This window comes from Micrococcus sp. KRD026 (assembly GCF_017168445.1).
Taxonomy (GTDB): Bacteria; Actinomycetota; Actinomycetes; order Actinomycetales; family Micrococcaceae; genus Micrococcus; species Micrococcus luteus.
Map to the genome: position 1 here is coordinate 43,842 of NZ_JABFBA010000030.1, position 14,557 is coordinate 58,398.

The window sequence follows — 14,557 nt, forward strand, 5'->3', positions numbered from 1 at the left end:
CACCCCGGCACCCCCCGCCGCGGCCTCGTCAGCCGCGCCCCTCCGCCTGGCCGTGGTGGACATGTCCGGCACGTCCATCGTGGAGCACGGGCTCCAGGACACGGTGTTCGCCCGCACGTTGGACCAGCACGGCGTCCCGGCGGGCACCCCGGAGCACGACGACGCCGCGCGGCGGTTCCGTGCGCTCCGGCCCACCTCGCGCACGGCCGTGTTCCCCCGCGTGTTCGCCGACCGGGCGGTGGCCGCGGCGGCGACCCGCACGTTCGAGGCGACCTTCGACGCGCTGCTGGCCGAGCACGGCGTCCAGGCCGTCCCGGGTGCGGAGGAGGCGCTCGTCCGCCTGCGCGCCCTCGGCCTGCACGTGTGCCTCTGCACCGGCTACGCCCGCCACACCCAGAACATGATCCTCGAGTCGCTGGGGTGGATGGGCCTGGCGGATCTCAGCCTCTCCCCGGACGACGCCGGCCGCGGCGTCCCCTACCCGGACATGATCCTCACCGCCCTGCTCGGTCTCGACCACGACGACGTCCGCAGCGTCCTCGTGGTCGGGGACACCGCGGAGGACATGACGGCCGGGCGCCGCGCGGGGGCCGGACTCGTGGTCGGCGTGCGCACGGGTCGCGACGCGGACGACGTCCTGCTGGCGGCGGGCGCGGACCGGGTGGTGCCGGGCCTGGCCGACGTGCCGGACCTGGTGGTCCGCACCCGCTGAGCCGGCGCCGGCCCGCCCCGCGCGGCCGCTCAGCGACGTCGCGGGGTGCGCACCCGGCGGGGCAGCAGCGCCAGCATCATGGCTTCGAGGGCCAGCTGCTCCGGCACGTTGGCGGCGATGCGCTCCCGGGCCGTGGTGACGGCGTCGATCCGGGCGAGCACCTCGGCCGAGTCGCCGGCGGTGCCGCGGGCGTACGCCTCGATCTCGTCCCGACGGTGCTCGTTGATGAGCTCGCCGTCGGCCCCCAGCTGCACGCGCAGCACGTCCCGGAACAGGCCCATGACGTCGATCATGGCCCGGTCCAGCGAGTCCCGGACGGCGCGGCGCCGCCGGCGGGTCTGGTCCTCCTCGAGCCGTTTGACGTGGTGGCGGAGCTTGGGCGGGACGGGCTCGCCGGGCTCGAGGCCCAGGGAGCGGCGCAGTGCCTCGAGCTCCTCGGCGTCCCGGGCTTCGGCGGCGGACTCGGCCTCGGCCTTGGACACCTCGGCCAACGTGGCGGCCAGGGCCATCGCGTCGGAGACGGCGGTGGCCTGGAGCGGCAGGGAGAGGATGCGCTCGCGGCGTTCGAGGGCCTCCGGGTCCCGCGCGAGGCGGCGGGCCATGCCCACGTGCGACTGGGAGATCCGGGCGGTGGTGAGCGCCGTCTCGCGGTCCAGCCCGTCGCGGCGGTGCAGCAGCTCCGCCACCTGCTCCACGGCGGGGATGCTCAGCGTGATCAGCCGGCAGCGGGAGCGGACGGTGGGGAGCACGTCCGCGGGGGACGGGGTGCACAGCATCCAGATCGTGCGGGCCGGCGGCTCCTCGATGGCCTTGAGGAGCACGTTCGTGGCGCGCTCCGTCATGCGGTCCGCGTCCTCCATGAGGAAGATCCGCCAGCGCCCGGTGGCGGGGGTGGACTGGCCGGCCTCCACGAGGGCGCGGACGTCCTCGATCCGATAGCTCACCGCCTCGGTGGCCAGCACGGTCACGTCCGGGTGGGTGCCGCCGAGGACGGTGCGGCACGCGTGGCACTCGCCGCAGCCGCGCGCCGCCGGGTCCGCGACCTCGCACTGCAGGGCCGCGGCGAACGCACGCGCCGCCGTCGACCGGCCGGAGCCGGGCGGGCCCGTGAACATCCAGGCGTGGGTGGGACGGTCCTCGGCCGCGGCGCGGCGCAGCTGGGCCACCGCGGCCTCCTGGCCCGCGAGGTCCGCGAACACGGCGGGGGCGGGGGCCGTCATCGGTCGGCCGCCTGGGCGGTGACGCGGGCCAGCGCGCGGGCGGTGAGCTCCTGCGGCGGCAGCGCGCCGTCGAGCACGAGGTACCGCTCGGGCGCGGCCGCCGCGCGCGCGAGGAAGGCGGCGCGCAGGGCCTCGTGCCGGTCCGCCGTCTCCCGCTCCATGCGGTCGGGGGTGCCCTCGCCCCCCGCCGCGCGCCGGTCACGCCGGTCCGCGGCGGTGGCCGCGTCCACGTCGATCAGCACCGTCAGATCGGGGACGAGGCCGTCCGTGGCCCACTCGTTCAGGGCGGCGATCCGCGCCTCGCCCAGCCCGCGCGCCGCGCCCTGGTAGGCCACGGACGAGTCCACATACCGGTCCGTGACGACGACGGCGCCCCGGGCCAGCGCGGGGCGCAGCGTGCGGACGGCGTGGGCGGACCGGGCCGCGGCGAACAGCAGCGCCTCGGTGCGGGGGTCCACGGGGGCGTGCCCGGGGTCCAGCAGCAGCTCTCGCAGCGTCTCGCCCAGGTCCGAGCCGCCGGGCTCGCGCGTGAGCACCACCTCGTGGCCCGCGGCGCGCAGGGCCTCGGTCAGGGCGCGGGCCTGGGTGGACTTGCCGGATCCGTCCGGTCCCTCGACGGCGACGAACAGGCCGCGATGCTCGGTCTGGGTGCTCACGCCTCGAGCCTAGACGCCGCCCCGGACGGGGAGGGAACCCGGCCGGGCCGACCGCCTAGACTGACCGGCATGAGCGCCCCCATGCACTTCGCCCTGCTCGTCGACCACTGGCTGTTCCGCGTCCTGGCGATCGCCGCGCTCGGGCTCGAGGTCTGGGCGCTGGTGGACGTCGTCCGGCGCCGCCCCGACGACTTCGCCCGCATCGGGGGCCGGGACAGGAGCTTCTGGCTGATCCTCACCGGCGTCGCCGCCGTCGTCGGGCTCCTCGGCGTGCTCGCCGGCGGCGGGATGGGCATGTTCGGCCTCGTGGCCGCGTGCGTGGCGTGCGTCTACCTCGCCGGCCCCCGCCAGGACATGGGCCCGGCCCTGCGCCGCTGAGGGTCCCGCGCCGTCGGCGCCGCCCTCATGACGACGGCGCCACCGCCGCCCAGCGCACGCTCAGCTCCCCGCGCCGCCACTGGTGCGGGCCGCCCAGCACGGGCCAGCCCGCCGCGCGGAGCGTGCCGACCGTCGCCAGCCACCGCTGCCGCGTCCCGTAGGCCGCGAGCGGGGCGTGCGCGGCCCACGCGGCGTCGGCCTCCGCCAGGAGCCGATGGACGGGCTCGCCGGGTACGTGCCGGTGGATGAGGACCTTCGGCAGGCGCGCCGCCACGTCCGAGGGGCGGGCGAAGGACCCCAGCCGGAGGGCCACGGTCAGGCTCGCGGGCCCGTCCCGACGCAGGTCCACCCAGGCCGCCCGCCGGCCGTCCTCGGAGCAGGTGCCCTCCACGAGGACGCCGTCGTCGGCGAGCCCCGCGCACAGCAGGGACCAGATCGCGGGCACGTCCTCCTCCCGGTACTGGCGCAGCACGTTGAACGCGCGCACCACGGTGGGCGGCCGCGGCACGGGCAGCTCGAAGCCGCCGACCGCCCAGGTGACCCCCGGCAGGCCGCCGGCCCGCTCCCGGGCCCGGGCCACCCGAGCGGGGTCGATCTCGAGGCCCACCAGCTCGAGGGCCGGGTTCTGCACGCGCAGCCGCTGGGCCATCTCGACGGCGGTCACCGGCTCCGCGCCGAAGCCCAGGTCCACGGCCAGTGGGCGGGGCGTGCGCCGCAGCAGGGGGCCGTGCACGTCCGTGAGCCAGCGGTCCACCCGGCGCATCCGCTGCGCCGCCGTCGTGCCGCGGGTGATGTGGCCCTGCGGGCCCCGGGCGGGGCCGGGGCCGGGCGTCGTGCGCGCGCGCAGCCGCCGGGCCTTCTCCACCATGGGCTCCAGCGTAGGGGAGCGGCGGGACGGGTCCGCCTAGGATGGTGACATGGCGAACACCACGTACACGCTGGTCCTGCTGCGGCACGGTCAGAGCGAATGGAACGAGAAGAACCTGTTCACCGGCTGGGTGGACGTCCCGCTGACCGAGAAGGGGCGCGCCGAGGCCGCCCGCGGCGGTGAGCTGCTGGAGGCGGAGGGCATCCGCCCGGACGTGGTCCACACGTCCCTGCTCAAGCGCGCCATCACCACGGCCAACCTGGCCCTCGAGGCCGCGGACCGCCAGTGGATCCCGGTCAAGCGCAGCTGGCGCCTGAACGAGCGCCACTACGGCGCCCTGCAGGGCAAGGACAAGGCCCAGGTGAAGGAGGAGTTCGGCGAGGAGCAGTTCATGGTCTGGCGCCGGTCCTTCGACACCCCGCCGCCCGCCCTGGACGACGACTCCGAGTTCTCCCAGATCGGCGACGAGCGCTACGCGGACCTGGGCAAGGACGCCCCCCGCACCGAGGCCCTCAAGCAGGTCATCGACCGCCTGCTGCCCTACTGGGAGGAGCAGATCCTGCCCGACCTCAAGGCCGGCAAGACCGTGCTGATCGCCGCGCACGGCAACTCGCTGCGCGCCCTGGTCAAGCACCTGGACGGCATCTCGGACGAGGACATCGCGGGCCTGAACATCCCGACGGGCATCCCGCTGGTCTACGAGCTGGACCAGAACTTCAAGCCGATCACCGCGAACGGCCGCTACCTCGACCCGGAGGCCGCCGCCGCCGGCGCCGCCGCCGTGGCCGCCCAGGGCTCCGCGCACTGACGCGTCCGACGACGACGGGCCGGGACCCCGCCGGGGGCCCGGCCCGTGGCGTCGGGGACGGTCAGGAGCCGGTGGCGTCCGGGCGGTGGGTCGCCCACTCGCCCGTGACGAGGTAGCGCACCTTGGCGGCCACGGACAGGCCGTGGTCCGTGAACCGCTCGAGGTAGCGCGAGGCCAGCGTGACGTCCGTGGTGGTGGCCGGCGTCGCGCTCCAGTCCGGGGCGGCGATCGCGCGGAAGACGGACAGGTGCAGCGCGTTGACGTCCTCGTTGAGGGCGTCGATCCGGTCCCCGTGCGCCAGGTCCTGGGTCTCGAGCAGCAGGACGACCTCCTCGGCCACCTCCACGGCGGCGTCGCACATCGCGGTGATCACGGTCCGGACCTGTTCCGGGATGACGTGCTCGGGGTAGCGCAGCCGGGTCAGCTGGGCCACGTGGCGGGCGAGGTCGCCCATGCGCTCGAGCGAGGAGCTCATCCGCAGCGTGGCGACGACGGTGCGCAGGTCCGTGGCCACGGGCGCCTGCAGCGCCAGGATGCGCACGGCCTGCTCGTCGAGGGACTCCTGCAGCTGGTCGATCCGCGCGTCCTCCGAGATGACCCGTTCGGCGCCGTGCACGTCGGCCGCCTCGAGGGCGGCCTGCGCGTCCATCATGGCGCGGTGCACGAGGCGGGCGATCTCGGTCAGGTCGCGGCCCAGCCGTTCGAGGTCGGCTCGGTAGAGCTCGCGCATGGTCTCCTCTCCCCGGCGACGCCCGTGCGCCGCCGACCCCGACTCCCCGGGGCAACGGTCCACCCTGGCAGGGCAAGATGAACGGCCCATGAACGCCGATCGTCCGGCGTCTGGCGGGGCCGGGGCAGCCCGTCTCCGGGCCGCCAGAGGCTAGTCTGGTGCCGTGGATCCCGTCATCATCGGCCTGCTGTGCGGAGCGGTCGGACTGTTCACCGGAGTGGCCTCCATGCTGGCCTTCCGGGCGTCCGAGCGCTCGCGGACGGTGGACCTGACGGTCGGCGAGCCCACCCTCGCCCCGGGCGCCGCCGAGGTCCTCTCCGTGGTCGGCCGCGCGTACGCGGTGGTGGACGACGTCGACGGCGTGGTGCGCGCGAACCCCGCGGCCTACGCCCTGGGCCTCGTGCGGGGGCACTCGCTCGTCCAGGACCAGCTGCGCGAGCTCACGCGGACCGTGCGGGCCGACGGCGTCATCGTCGAGCGCCGCATGGAGCTGCCCCGAGGACCCCTCGGGCAGTCGAGCCTCGTCGTCGAGCTGCGCGTGGCCCCGCTGGACGAGGAGTACATCCTGATCCTGGCCGACGACCGCACGGACGTGACCCGCACCGAGGCCATGCGCCACGACTTCGTCGTCAACGTCTCGCACGAGCTCAAGACGCCGGTGGGCGCCATCTCCCTGCTCTCCGAGGCCATCGGCGACGCCGCGGAGGACGAGGAGGCGGTGCGTCGCTTCGCCGCACGCCTGGGCGTCGAGTCCCGCCGGCTCTCGGCCCTCGTGCAGGACATCATCGAGTTCTCCCGGCTGCAGGCCAAGGACGTGGTCCAGGACGGGGGGCCCGTGGACCTCAACGCCGTCGTCGCCGACGCCGTGGACCGCCTGCGCCTGACCGCCGAGGACCGCGGCATCGCGCTGCGCGTGGGCGGCCGCGTGGACGCGGTGGTGCACGGGGACCAGGACCAGCTGATGACCGCGGTGCGCAACCTGGTGGACAACGCGGTGCGCTACTCCCCGGAGGGCACCACGGTCGGCATCGGCCTGAGCTCCGTGGACGGGCTCGCGCAGGTCACCGTCACGGACCAGGGCATCGGCATCAGCCCGGAGGAGCAGGAGCGGGTCTTCGAACGCTTCTACCGCGTGGACGCGGCGCGGTCGCGTCAGACGGGCGGCACGGGCCTGGGGCTGAGCATCGTCAAGCACGTCGTCATCAACCACGGAGGGGAGGTCACCCTCTGGTCCCAGCCGGGCCGCGGGTCGACCTTCACCATCCGCCTGCCCGAGTGGGGGGACGGTGTCGCCGTCGACGGCGCGCCGGGTGCCGCCCACGTCACCGAGCGGCGCGGTCACCGGGTGACCGCCTCGGCCGCACCCCCGACCCGGAAGGAGACGAGCGCATGAGCCGCATTCTGATCGTGGAGGACGAGGAGTCGTTCAGCGACCCCCTGTCCTACCTCCTGGAGAAGGAGGGGTTCGAGGTCACCGTCGCCGCCGACGGCAACGAGGCGCTGAGCGTCTTCGAGCGCGACAGCGCGGACCTGATCCTCCTGGACCTGATGCTCCCGGGGATGTCCGGCACCGAGGTGTGTCGTCAGGTGCGCCAGCGCTCCAACGTCCCCGTGATCATGCTGACCGCGAAGGACTCGGAGATCGACAAGGTCGTCGGCCTCGAGCTCGGGGCGGACGACTACGTGACCAAGCCGTACTCCTCGCGTGAGCTGGTGGCCCGCGTCCGCGCCGTGCTGCGCCGTCAGGGGGAGCAGGAGGAGCCGATGTCGGCGACCATCAGCGCCGGCCCCGTGCGCATGGACGTCGAGCGGCACGTCGTCTCCGTGGACGGCGAGCAGGTGTCCCTGCCGCTCAAGGAGTTCGAGCTGCTGGAGATGCTGCTGCGCAACGCCGGGCGCGTGCTCACCCGCGGCCAGCTGATCGACCGCGTGTGGGGCTCCGACTACGTGGGGGACACCAAGACCCTCGACGTGCACGTGAAGCGCCTGCGCTCCAAGATCGAGCCCGATCCCTCGAGCCCCCGCTACCTCGTCACGGTGCGCGGCCTGGGCTACAAGTTCGAGGCCTGACCGGCGCGCTGCACCCGGGACGACGACGGCCCCGGCTCCACCTCGCGGTGGGGCCGGGGCCGTGGCGTGCCGGGCGCAGGCCCGGCGGAGGTCAGTGCTCCTCGCCGTAGTGGTGGGTCTCCTCGTGGAGGTGCCCGACGAGATCCTCCTCCGAGGGCTCGACTCCCTCGGGGAGCAGGTCACGGTACTGCTCCTGGGTGGCGCTCAGCAGCGGGACGGCCAGGTCGGCGGTGCCGCCGTTGCCGGAGACGGTCACGGGCAGGTTCTCGCCGACCCACACGCCCTCGCGCTCCAGGACGGTCGTGTTCGCCTCGTCTTCGAGCTTGCGGCTCTCGCCGGCGGGGACCTTCAGGGTCGCGGAGCCGCCGCCCTCGGCCTGGAAGGTGTAGGTCTGATCCTGGCCGGAGGTGTTCTCCACGGTGCCGATCAGGCGGGCGGGGCCCGACTCGCCGTCGCCGACGAGGGCGAGGTTGCGGTAGCTCAGGAAGTCCTGCTCCTGGCCGTTGATGCCGTCCGAGGGGGAGTACTGGATGGCGGTGGCGATCGGGCTCACGGCGGAGCAGCCGGTGGCGCCCAGCAGGGCGACCGCGGCCAGCGCACCTGCGGCGAGGTGGCGCCGGGCGGGCCGGGATGCGTTCTTCACAGAGGTCTCCTCAGGTGCGATGACGTGCTCAGGAGCCCCGAGGCAGGGGTCCTGCCAGGTCAGGCTACCGCATCCCGGGACGCCGGCCGGCCCGTGGCGCCGGGTCGTCCACTATCACATCCGGAGGCCGACGATGTGACGGCGCGCGCGGCATGACGAGGCCGCATGATAGAATGAGACGACTGAAAGGGGCACAACAACATGGTTTTTGAGGTCGGAGAGACCGTCGTCTACCCCCATCACGGTGCTGCGCGGATCGAGGAGATCAAGATGCGCACCATCAAGGGGGAGGAGAAGATGTACCTCAAGCTCAAGGTGGCGCAGGGAGACCTGACCATCGAGGTCCCTGCGGAGAACGTCGACCTCGTCGGCGTGCGTGACGTCGTGGATGCGGAGGGGCTCGAGCACGTCATGGAGGTCCTGCGCGCCGAGCACGTGGAGGAGCCCACCAACTGGTCCCGCCGCTACAAGGCGAACCTGGAGAAGCTCGCCAGCGGCGACGTCAACAAGGTGGCCGAGGTCGTCCGTGACCTGTGGCGCCGCGACCAGGACCGCGGCCTGTCCGCCGGCGAGAAGCGCATGCTCGCGAAGGCCCGCCAGGTGCTCGTGTCCGAGCTGGCGCTGGCCAAGAAGGTCACCGAGGAGGAGGCCGAGGGCCGCCTGGACAAGGTGCTCGAGGGCTGACGAGCAGCACACGACAGGGGAGGGGCCCGCGTCCACGACGCGGGCCCCTCCCCTGTCTCGTCCCCGGCCACGGCCGTCGCCGCCATGGGGGTCCCGGGCCACGGACCCCGGCGCGCTCCCTAGGATGAGGCCATGCCCACCGCCCTCGTGATCGCCGCCGCCGGCGCCGGCACCCGCCTCGGCGCCGGGCTGCCCAAGGCCCTCGCCCCCCTCGCGGACGGCCGCACCCTCCTGCACCACTGCCTGGAGTCCGTCGCCGCCGCGCGCGCCGCCGGGCTCGCCCTGGACGCCGTCGTGGTGCTCACCCCGCCGGTGGAGGCCGATGCCGGCCGCGTGGCCGCCGAGGTCGACGCCGGCCCGCGCCTGGACGTGCCCGTGCACTGCGTGCCCGGCGGCGCCGAGCGCGCGGACTCGGTCCGCGCCGGACTCACCGCGGCCTCCCGCGCTCTGGCCGACCTCGCCCCGGCGGGGGCGCCCCGCCGCGTCCTCGTCCACGACGCCGCCCGCGCGCTGACCCCGCCGAGCGTGTTCGGGGCCGTCACGGCGGCGCTCGAGACCGGCGTGGTCGCCGCGGTCCCGGGCCTGTCGCTGACGGACACCGTCAAGCAGGTCACCCCCGGACGGGGCGGCGTCGACGTCGTCGCGGCCACACCGGCCCGCGCCGGACTGCGCGCGATCCAGACGCCGCAGGGCTTCGATCTGGACACCCTGCTGGCGGCCCACGAGGCCGTGCGCACGGACCCCACGCTCGACGCCGCGGCGCTCACCGACGACGCGATGGTCATGGAGGCTGCGGGGCATGAGGTGGTGGTGGTGCCCGGCGACCCGGCCGCGTTCAAGGTCACCGCCCCCGCCGACCTCGACCTCGCCCGCCTCGAACTCGCCCGCCGCATCCCCCAGGAGGAGACTCCCATGGACCGGTCCTATCGCGTCCTGGGGTGGTGGGATGCTGGTTCATGGTTCGAGTTCCTTCCAAGGTGTTCGGGCTGAGGGCGTCCCCGCCGATGCCGGCAAGCTGCGCGGGGGCGCCCGTTGTCGTCTCTGGGGTGGTGGGGCGGGGCCTGCGTCGTCCGCGGCCGCCGCGCGATCCGCGAGCGCGGCGCGGGCGAGGGGTCGGGGTCTCGTCGTCAGGCGGCGTCACGGGGCTCCACCTCCCCGGCGAGGTAACGCTCCAGCTCCACGCGGGACACGAGGCGGCGCGTCCCGAGGCGGAGCACGCGGACGGGGAACTCGTCGCGCTGCACGAGGGCGTAGGCGAGGGATCGGCCGATGCCGAGCCGCTCGGCCGCGGCGGGGATCGAGAGGGTGGCCGGTTCGGGGGCGGTCTTCGTGGCGGTCATGCCAGCTCCTAGGTCGTACTGGGTTAGGACGTAACCCAGACGCTAGAGCATCCGCCCGCGTCCGCGCAAGTCCATTCGCTGTTCCGTCTAACCCGTTCCGTGTTAGCGTGTGCGTCATGCTTGAGGACGGCAACGTGTACATCGGGAGCAAGATCACTGAGGCGCGCGAGAAGCGCGGGTGGAATCAGGGCGCCCTCGCGGCGCAGCTGCAAGACGCCGGCCTCGCATGGCATCAGACCACCGTGTCCAAGGTGGAACGAGGGGAGCGGCCCGTGCGGGCCGTCGAGCTGCCCACACTCGCGCTGGTGCTCGGCCGCGACCCGTTCGACTTCCTCCCTGGCGGGCGCCTCGGCCAGCTGGTCAACGAGGCGGAGTACGGCATCGGAAGCGCGCGCATCGAGGCCGCGTCCGGGGCGCGGGGATACCTCCGTGCTGTCGCCGTGCGAGACGCCGTTGTCATGCTCTCGACGCTGAGCGGGGATGGCGGCGCGCGATTCGCTGTGGACTCCGACCCATTCGAGTTCGCCGGATTCCTCACGCGAGACGTGGAAACGGCCGCTCGGCGCGGCGGCTGGCGCGGACTCTGGCCGGAGGTGCTCGGGATGCTGGACACGCGGCTTGCAGACCGCGCTGCAGCGCTTGCAGAGGACCTGCGCCAGGGCCGGCCAGTGGAATGCCCTGAGTCCGTCCAGTGGTTGATAGACGATCTGTCCGCGGACTTCCCAGGTGCCGAACCGGTGACCGATGAGGACTTCAACGCCGTGGCGACGCAAGTGGCCATCGGCCAGATGTTCCCGGACGTCTACCCGGGAGTGGAGTTCAACGCCGACGTGACCGCCGACCCCGATTCGATGTGGGCGCGAGCGGTCGAGCTGCTGAACGCGGATGACGCGGGCGGGTGGGGGATCGAGGACTTCCCCATCATCGTGGCGCGCGAGGGCGGCGCATCGTGAAGGGCACCGTCTGGAAGCGCTGCCCGTGCCCGCCGGAGGACCTCCCGCGGGGCCGGGACGGGCGGGCACTCGCGTGCAAGCGGCGGCACGGGTCGTGGTCGTGGCGGCTGGACGCCGGCGCGGACCCGGTGACCGGGGCGCGGCGCCGGCCCTCCCGCGGCGGCTACCCAACGCGGGAGGCCGCGGAGGAGGCGCTCGAGGCCGTGGCGCGCGAGCTGCGCGCCGGTACCTGGACGGACGACGCGGCCGAAACGGTGGGGGAGTTCCTGGACCGGTGGCTCAGCCGGCGGGCGCCGGCGCTGAAGCGGACGACGGCGGACGCCTACCGGGGGCACGTCGAGCGGTACCTGCGGCCGGAGCTCGGGCACCTGCGGCTGCGGGACCTGCGGCCCTCGCACGTGTACGCGCTGCTCGAGGTCGTGGCCGGCACTCGCGACGACGTGCACGGGGAGCGTCCTGAGCGGCCACGGAGTGCGGCCACGGTCCATCGTGTGAGGGCCACCCTGCGCACGGCTCTGGCGGCTGCGGTGCGGGAGCGGAAGCTCTCGTGGAACCCTGCCCGGGATCTGGACATGCCGCGCGAGGAACGGGCGCAGGTGCAGCCGTGGACGCCGGCGGAGACAGGCGCGTTCCTGGACGCGCTGACGGACGCCGGGGAGCGCCTGGCGCCGCTGTTCCACGTCGCGGCCTATCTCGGGCTGCGCCGCGGCGAGGTCCTCGGGCTGCGCTGGTCGGACGTGGACCTCGTGCGGCGTCGGGTGCACGTGCGTCAGCAGGTCGTGCAGGTGGCCGCGGACGACGACGCCCCGGCGTGCCCGGGCTGCGGCCGCGTGCACCGGGGGATCGGATTCGCCACGCCCAAGACCGCGGACTCGGCCGGCGTCGTCCATCTGGACTCGGGGACGGTGGCCGTGCTCCTCGGTCAGCAGCTCGCGCAGGGCGAGGAACGCGCGGAGTGGGGCGAGGCCTACGCGGACCACGGCCTCGTGTTCGCACGGGAGAACGGGGACCCGCTGCGGCCCTCATGGGTCACGCGGCGGTTCGGGGAGCTGCAAGAGGGCGTGACGGTCCCGAGCGGGCCGAACGGGGCGCCCGTGGCGCTGCGCCGGGTCCGGTTCCACGATCTGCGGCACGGTGCGGCGTCCATGATGCTGGCCGCCGGCGTGGACCTGGCGATCGTCTCGAAGGTGCTGCGGCACTCCACGATCAAGCTCACCGCGGACACCTACGGGCACCTCCTCCCGGGCGTCGGGGAGGCGGCCGCGGACAAGCGCGCGGCCATGATCCCGCGGGCATCGTCCCGAACCGATGGCCACAGAATGGCCACAGATCGGCCCTGAGCGGGGCCGGGCAGACGAAACGGCGGGCCGTGTGGCCCGCCGTTTCCCTTGGAATCATGCGGATGGTGAGGGATTCGAACCCTCGGCACGGGGTCACCGCGCACCGGTTTTCAAGACCGGCTCCTTCGGCCGCTCGGACAACCATCCCGGGCCTGACCGCGACGGTGTGGGCCGCCGCGTCGAGGACCCACTCTAGCCCGTGGCCCGGCGGGCGGCCGGTGGCGAGTCCGGCCCCCGCGCGCGAGGATGGACCCTCGACCCCCGACCAGAGGAGGAGACCCCCATGGACGTCCCCGCACAGATGCGCGCCGTGCGATTCACCGGTGCCGGCGACAACGGCGTCGTCCGCGTGGGCCACGAGCCCGTGCCGGACCCCGGCCCGGGCGAGGTGCTGGTGCACGTGGCCGCCGCGGGTCTCAACCGCGCGGACATCGCGCAGCGCGAGGGCCGCTATCCGCCGCCGCGCGGCGCCTCCGAGATCCCCGGGCTCGAGGTCTCCGGCACCGTGGCGGCGCTGGGACCCGAGGCCGGGATGCCGGGGGAGGGGCGCTTCGCCGTCGGTGACCGGGTGTGCGCTCTCCTGGCCGGCGGGGGCTTCGCCGAGTACGTCGCCGTGCCGGCGGGCCAGCTCATGGCCGTCCCCGACGGCGTCGGCCTCGTCGAGGCGGCGGCCCTGCCGGAGGTCGCCTGCACGGTGCACTCGGCGCTCGTGGGCCGTGCGGGCGTGCAGGCCGGGGACCGGGTGCTCGTGCACGGCGCCACCGGCGGCATCGGCTCCTTCGCCGTCCAGTTCCTCGCCGCGCTCGGTGCACGGGTGCTGGGCACCGCCGGCGGCCCGGAGAAGGTGGCGCTCGGTCGGCGGCTGGGCGCCGAGCACATGTTCGACCACCGCGCCGCCGAGTCCGGTGCCTTCGCCCCGTGGGTCAAGGAGGTCACGGACGGCCACGGCGCGGACGTCATCCTCGACGTCGTCGGCGCCCCGTACCTGGCGCCCAACGTGTCCGCGCTCGCCCCCGAGGGACGCATCGTGACGCTCGCGGTCCAGGGCGGCGCCGTCCCGGAGGACTTCAACATCATGAAGCTGGTGGTCAAGCGCGGCTGGCTCACGGGGGCGACGCTCCGCTCCCGCTCGGTCGTGGACAAGGCCGGGATCGTGGCCGCGGCCGAACGTGCCGTGTGGCCCCTGGTGGCGGCGGGCCGCATCGACGCGAGCGTCGGGGCGTGCTTCCCGCTCGCCGAGGCCGCCGAGGCGTTCGACTGGTTCGACTCCGCCACCCGCACGGGCAAGGTCGTGCTCGTCACCGACCCCGCCGACGCGCGCCAGCCGTCCGGCGACCGCGCATGAGGGGGCCCTTCGCACGCTTCCGTCAGGAGCGTGCCGACGACCGCGAACTCGGCACGGGGCTGTGGCGCCGTGCCCACGACCGACTCGGCCGGGCCCTGGACCGCTACTGGCAGGTGCTGGAGGGCCAGCGGGGCACGGACGTGCTGAGCCCCGAGGAGCGCAACGGCGTGGTCCACGCCGGTAACGTCCTCACGGAACGGCTCCCCGCGGTCCGCGCCCTGTGCGTCCGCCTGCACCGGGACCACGAGGGCGACGGCGAGCACATCCCGGCCGAGGCCGCCGACGTCCACCGTGAGCTCTCCCGCGCCGCGCACGAGCTGGCCGCCACCGCCCAGGCCCTCGCCCTGTACCGGCTCGGTCAGGGTTCGGCGGAGTCGGTCGGCCGGCACGCCGAACGCACCCTCGGCCACCTGGACCGGGCGGAGGAGCTGGGAGCCGGGCTCTGACGGCGGCGCGCCCCGGAGGGCCGGCCCGGAGACGAGAGGACCCCGCCGCGTGATCACGCGGCGGGGCCCGGGGGAGCCCCCTGCCGGATTCGAACCGGCGACCTGCTCTTTACGAGGGAGCTGCTCTGGCCAGCTGAGCTAAGGAGGCACGTGACCGTGAACGGCCACGGCTGACGAGCATACCGGTTTCGCGGCCCCGATTCCACCGCGCGGCCGGGTGCGCGGGCCACCGGGTGTGGCCCGCCCCTTCCGCGGGTGTTCACCCCCAGGCCATGCCGCGGCCAGACGAGGACGGTTCCCTGGTGGGCACACACCGTCGACGGGAGACGCATGAGCCTGCCCCACGCCCCTCGCACCCCGGCAC

The 14,557-nt window shown here is 74.5% G+C and carries 17 protein-coding genes and 2 tRNA genes; 11 read left to right on the forward strand and 8 right to left on the reverse strand.

The annotated features are described in order from the left end of the window. Window positions 1–712: HAD family hydrolase (locus J1M40_RS10900; protein ID WP_241252235.1), on the forward strand; the 712-nt coding region annotated here is incomplete at its 5' end. 29 nt (window positions 713–741) lie between these two features. On the opposite strand, the gene J1M40_RS10905 is transcribed toward J1M40_RS10900, so the two are convergent. Further along, window positions 742–1,932, reverse strand: coding sequence for a DNA polymerase III subunit delta' (locus J1M40_RS10905; protein WP_036384674.1), 1,191 nt, complete (start codon window positions 1,930–1,932; stop codon window positions 742–744). Continuing rightward, complete coding sequence (tmk, locus tag J1M40_RS10910; RefSeq protein ID WP_002858064.1) at window positions 1,929–2,588, reverse strand: dTMP kinase; 660 nt, start codon at window positions 2,586–2,588, stop codon at window positions 1,929–1,931. The genes J1M40_RS10905 and tmk overlap by 4 nt, the downstream gene beginning before the upstream one ends. 81 nt (window positions 2,589–2,669) lie before the next feature. On the opposite strand from tmk, the gene J1M40_RS10915 reads away from it, so the two are divergent. Further along, entirely contained in the window at window positions 2,670–2,966 is a 297-nt protein-coding gene (locus tag J1M40_RS10915) for a DUF2516 family protein (protein WP_036384680.1), read from the forward strand. A gap of 25 nt (window positions 2,967–2,991) precedes the next feature. Here the strand turns inward: J1M40_RS10915 and J1M40_RS10920 are convergent, their stop codons facing one another. After that, the gene (locus J1M40_RS10920; RefSeq protein ID WP_002858066.1) at window positions 2,992–3,834 is read right to left on the reverse strand and encodes a hypothetical protein; all 843 of its coding nucleotides are present in this window, start codon (window positions 3,832–3,834) and stop codon (window positions 2,992–2,994) included. A 49-nt stretch (window positions 3,835–3,883) separates the two neighbouring features. Between J1M40_RS10920 and J1M40_RS10925 the strand changes: the two genes are divergently transcribed. Next, on the forward strand, window positions 3,884–4,642 hold the full coding sequence (locus J1M40_RS10925) for a phosphoglyceromutase (RefSeq protein ID WP_063189350.1): 759 nt from the start codon (window positions 3,884–3,886) through the stop codon (window positions 4,640–4,642). A 61-nt stretch (window positions 4,643–4,703) separates the two neighbouring features. Here J1M40_RS10925 and phoU read toward each other — a convergent pair whose 3' ends face one another. Further along, window positions 4,704–5,372 (reverse strand): phosphate signaling complex protein PhoU, encoded by a 669-nt coding sequence (gene phoU, locus J1M40_RS10930; RefSeq protein ID WP_036316039.1) that lies wholly within the window; start codon window positions 5,370–5,372, stop codon window positions 4,704–4,706. Window positions 5,373–5,535: 163 nt separating this feature from the next. On the opposite strand from phoU, the gene J1M40_RS10935 reads away from it, so the two are divergent. Then, entirely contained in the window at window positions 5,536–6,765 is a 1,230-nt protein-coding gene (locus tag J1M40_RS10935; RefSeq protein ID WP_036384686.1) for a cell wall metabolism sensor histidine kinase WalK, read from the forward strand. Beyond that, window positions 6,762–7,442 carry a response regulator transcription factor gene (locus tag J1M40_RS10940; RefSeq protein WP_002858071.1) on the forward strand — a complete coding sequence of 227 codons (681 nt, stop codon included), beginning with the start codon at window positions 6,762–6,764 and terminating at the stop codon, window positions 7,440–7,442. The genes J1M40_RS10935 and J1M40_RS10940 overlap by 4 nt, the downstream gene beginning before the upstream one ends. Before the next feature lie 91 nt (window positions 7,443–7,533). Here the strand turns inward: J1M40_RS10940 and J1M40_RS10945 are convergent, their stop codons facing one another. After that, window positions 7,534–8,085 carry a hypothetical protein gene (locus J1M40_RS10945; protein ID WP_036384688.1) on the reverse strand — a complete coding sequence of 184 codons (552 nt, stop codon included), beginning with the start codon at window positions 8,083–8,085 and terminating at the stop codon, window positions 7,534–7,536. 201 nt (window positions 8,086–8,286) lie between these two features. On the opposite strand from J1M40_RS10945, the gene J1M40_RS10950 reads away from it, so the two are divergent. Both J1M40_RS10950 and J1M40_RS10955 read left to right on the forward strand, forming a co-directional pair. Continuing rightward, window positions 8,287–8,769, forward strand: coding sequence for a CarD family transcriptional regulator (locus J1M40_RS10950; RefSeq protein WP_036384689.1), 483 nt, complete (start codon window positions 8,287–8,289; stop codon window positions 8,767–8,769). A gap of 132 nt (window positions 8,770–8,901) precedes the next feature. After that, on the forward strand, window positions 8,902–9,759 hold the full coding sequence (locus tag J1M40_RS10955) for a 2-C-methyl-D-erythritol 4-phosphate cytidylyltransferase (protein WP_241252236.1): 858 nt from the start codon (window positions 8,902–8,904) through the stop codon (window positions 9,757–9,759). A 137-nt stretch (window positions 9,760–9,896) separates the two neighbouring features. Here the strand turns inward: J1M40_RS10955 and J1M40_RS10960 are convergent, their stop codons facing one another. After that, complete coding sequence (locus tag J1M40_RS10960) at window positions 9,897–10,109, reverse strand: AlpA family transcriptional regulator (protein WP_101963177.1); 213 nt, start codon at window positions 10,107–10,109, stop codon at window positions 9,897–9,899. Window positions 10,110–10,225: 116 nt separating this feature from the next. Between J1M40_RS10960 and J1M40_RS10965 the strand changes: the two genes are divergently transcribed. Both J1M40_RS10965 and J1M40_RS10970 read left to right on the forward strand, forming a co-directional pair. After that, window positions 10,226–11,062 (forward strand): helix-turn-helix domain-containing protein, encoded by an 837-nt coding sequence (locus tag J1M40_RS10965; protein ID WP_170079780.1) that lies wholly within the window; start codon window positions 10,226–10,228, stop codon window positions 11,060–11,062. Next, window positions 11,059–12,402, forward strand: a complete 1,344-nt coding sequence (locus tag J1M40_RS10970) for a site-specific integrase (RefSeq protein WP_206397303.1) — start codon at window positions 11,059–11,061, stop codon at window positions 12,400–12,402. The genes J1M40_RS10965 and J1M40_RS10970 overlap by 4 nt, the downstream gene beginning before the upstream one ends. A 59-nt stretch (window positions 12,403–12,461) precedes the next feature. On the opposite strand, the gene J1M40_RS10975 is transcribed toward J1M40_RS10970, so the two are convergent. Continuing rightward, a tRNA-Ser gene (locus tag J1M40_RS10975) sits at window positions 12,462–12,549 on the reverse strand. Between the two features lie 136 nt (window positions 12,550–12,685). Here J1M40_RS10975 and J1M40_RS10980 point away from each other — a divergent pair. Both J1M40_RS10980 and J1M40_RS10985 read left to right on the forward strand, forming a co-directional pair. After that, window positions 12,686–13,747: an NAD(P)H-quinone oxidoreductase gene (locus J1M40_RS10980; protein ID WP_095695326.1), complete on the forward strand. Its 1,062-nt coding sequence runs from the start codon at window positions 12,686–12,688 to the stop codon at window positions 13,745–13,747. Continuing rightward, window positions 13,744–14,193: a hypothetical protein gene (locus J1M40_RS10985; protein ID WP_002858061.1), complete on the forward strand. Its 450-nt coding sequence runs from the start codon at window positions 13,744–13,746 to the stop codon at window positions 14,191–14,193. Before J1M40_RS10980 ends, J1M40_RS10985 begins: the two co-directional genes overlap by 4 nt. A 74-nt stretch (window positions 14,194–14,267) precedes the next feature. Here J1M40_RS10985 and J1M40_RS10990 read toward each other — a convergent pair. After that, a tRNA-Thr gene (locus tag J1M40_RS10990) sits at window positions 14,268–14,341 on the reverse strand. Between the last annotated feature and the right edge of the window lie 216 nt (window positions 14,342–14,557).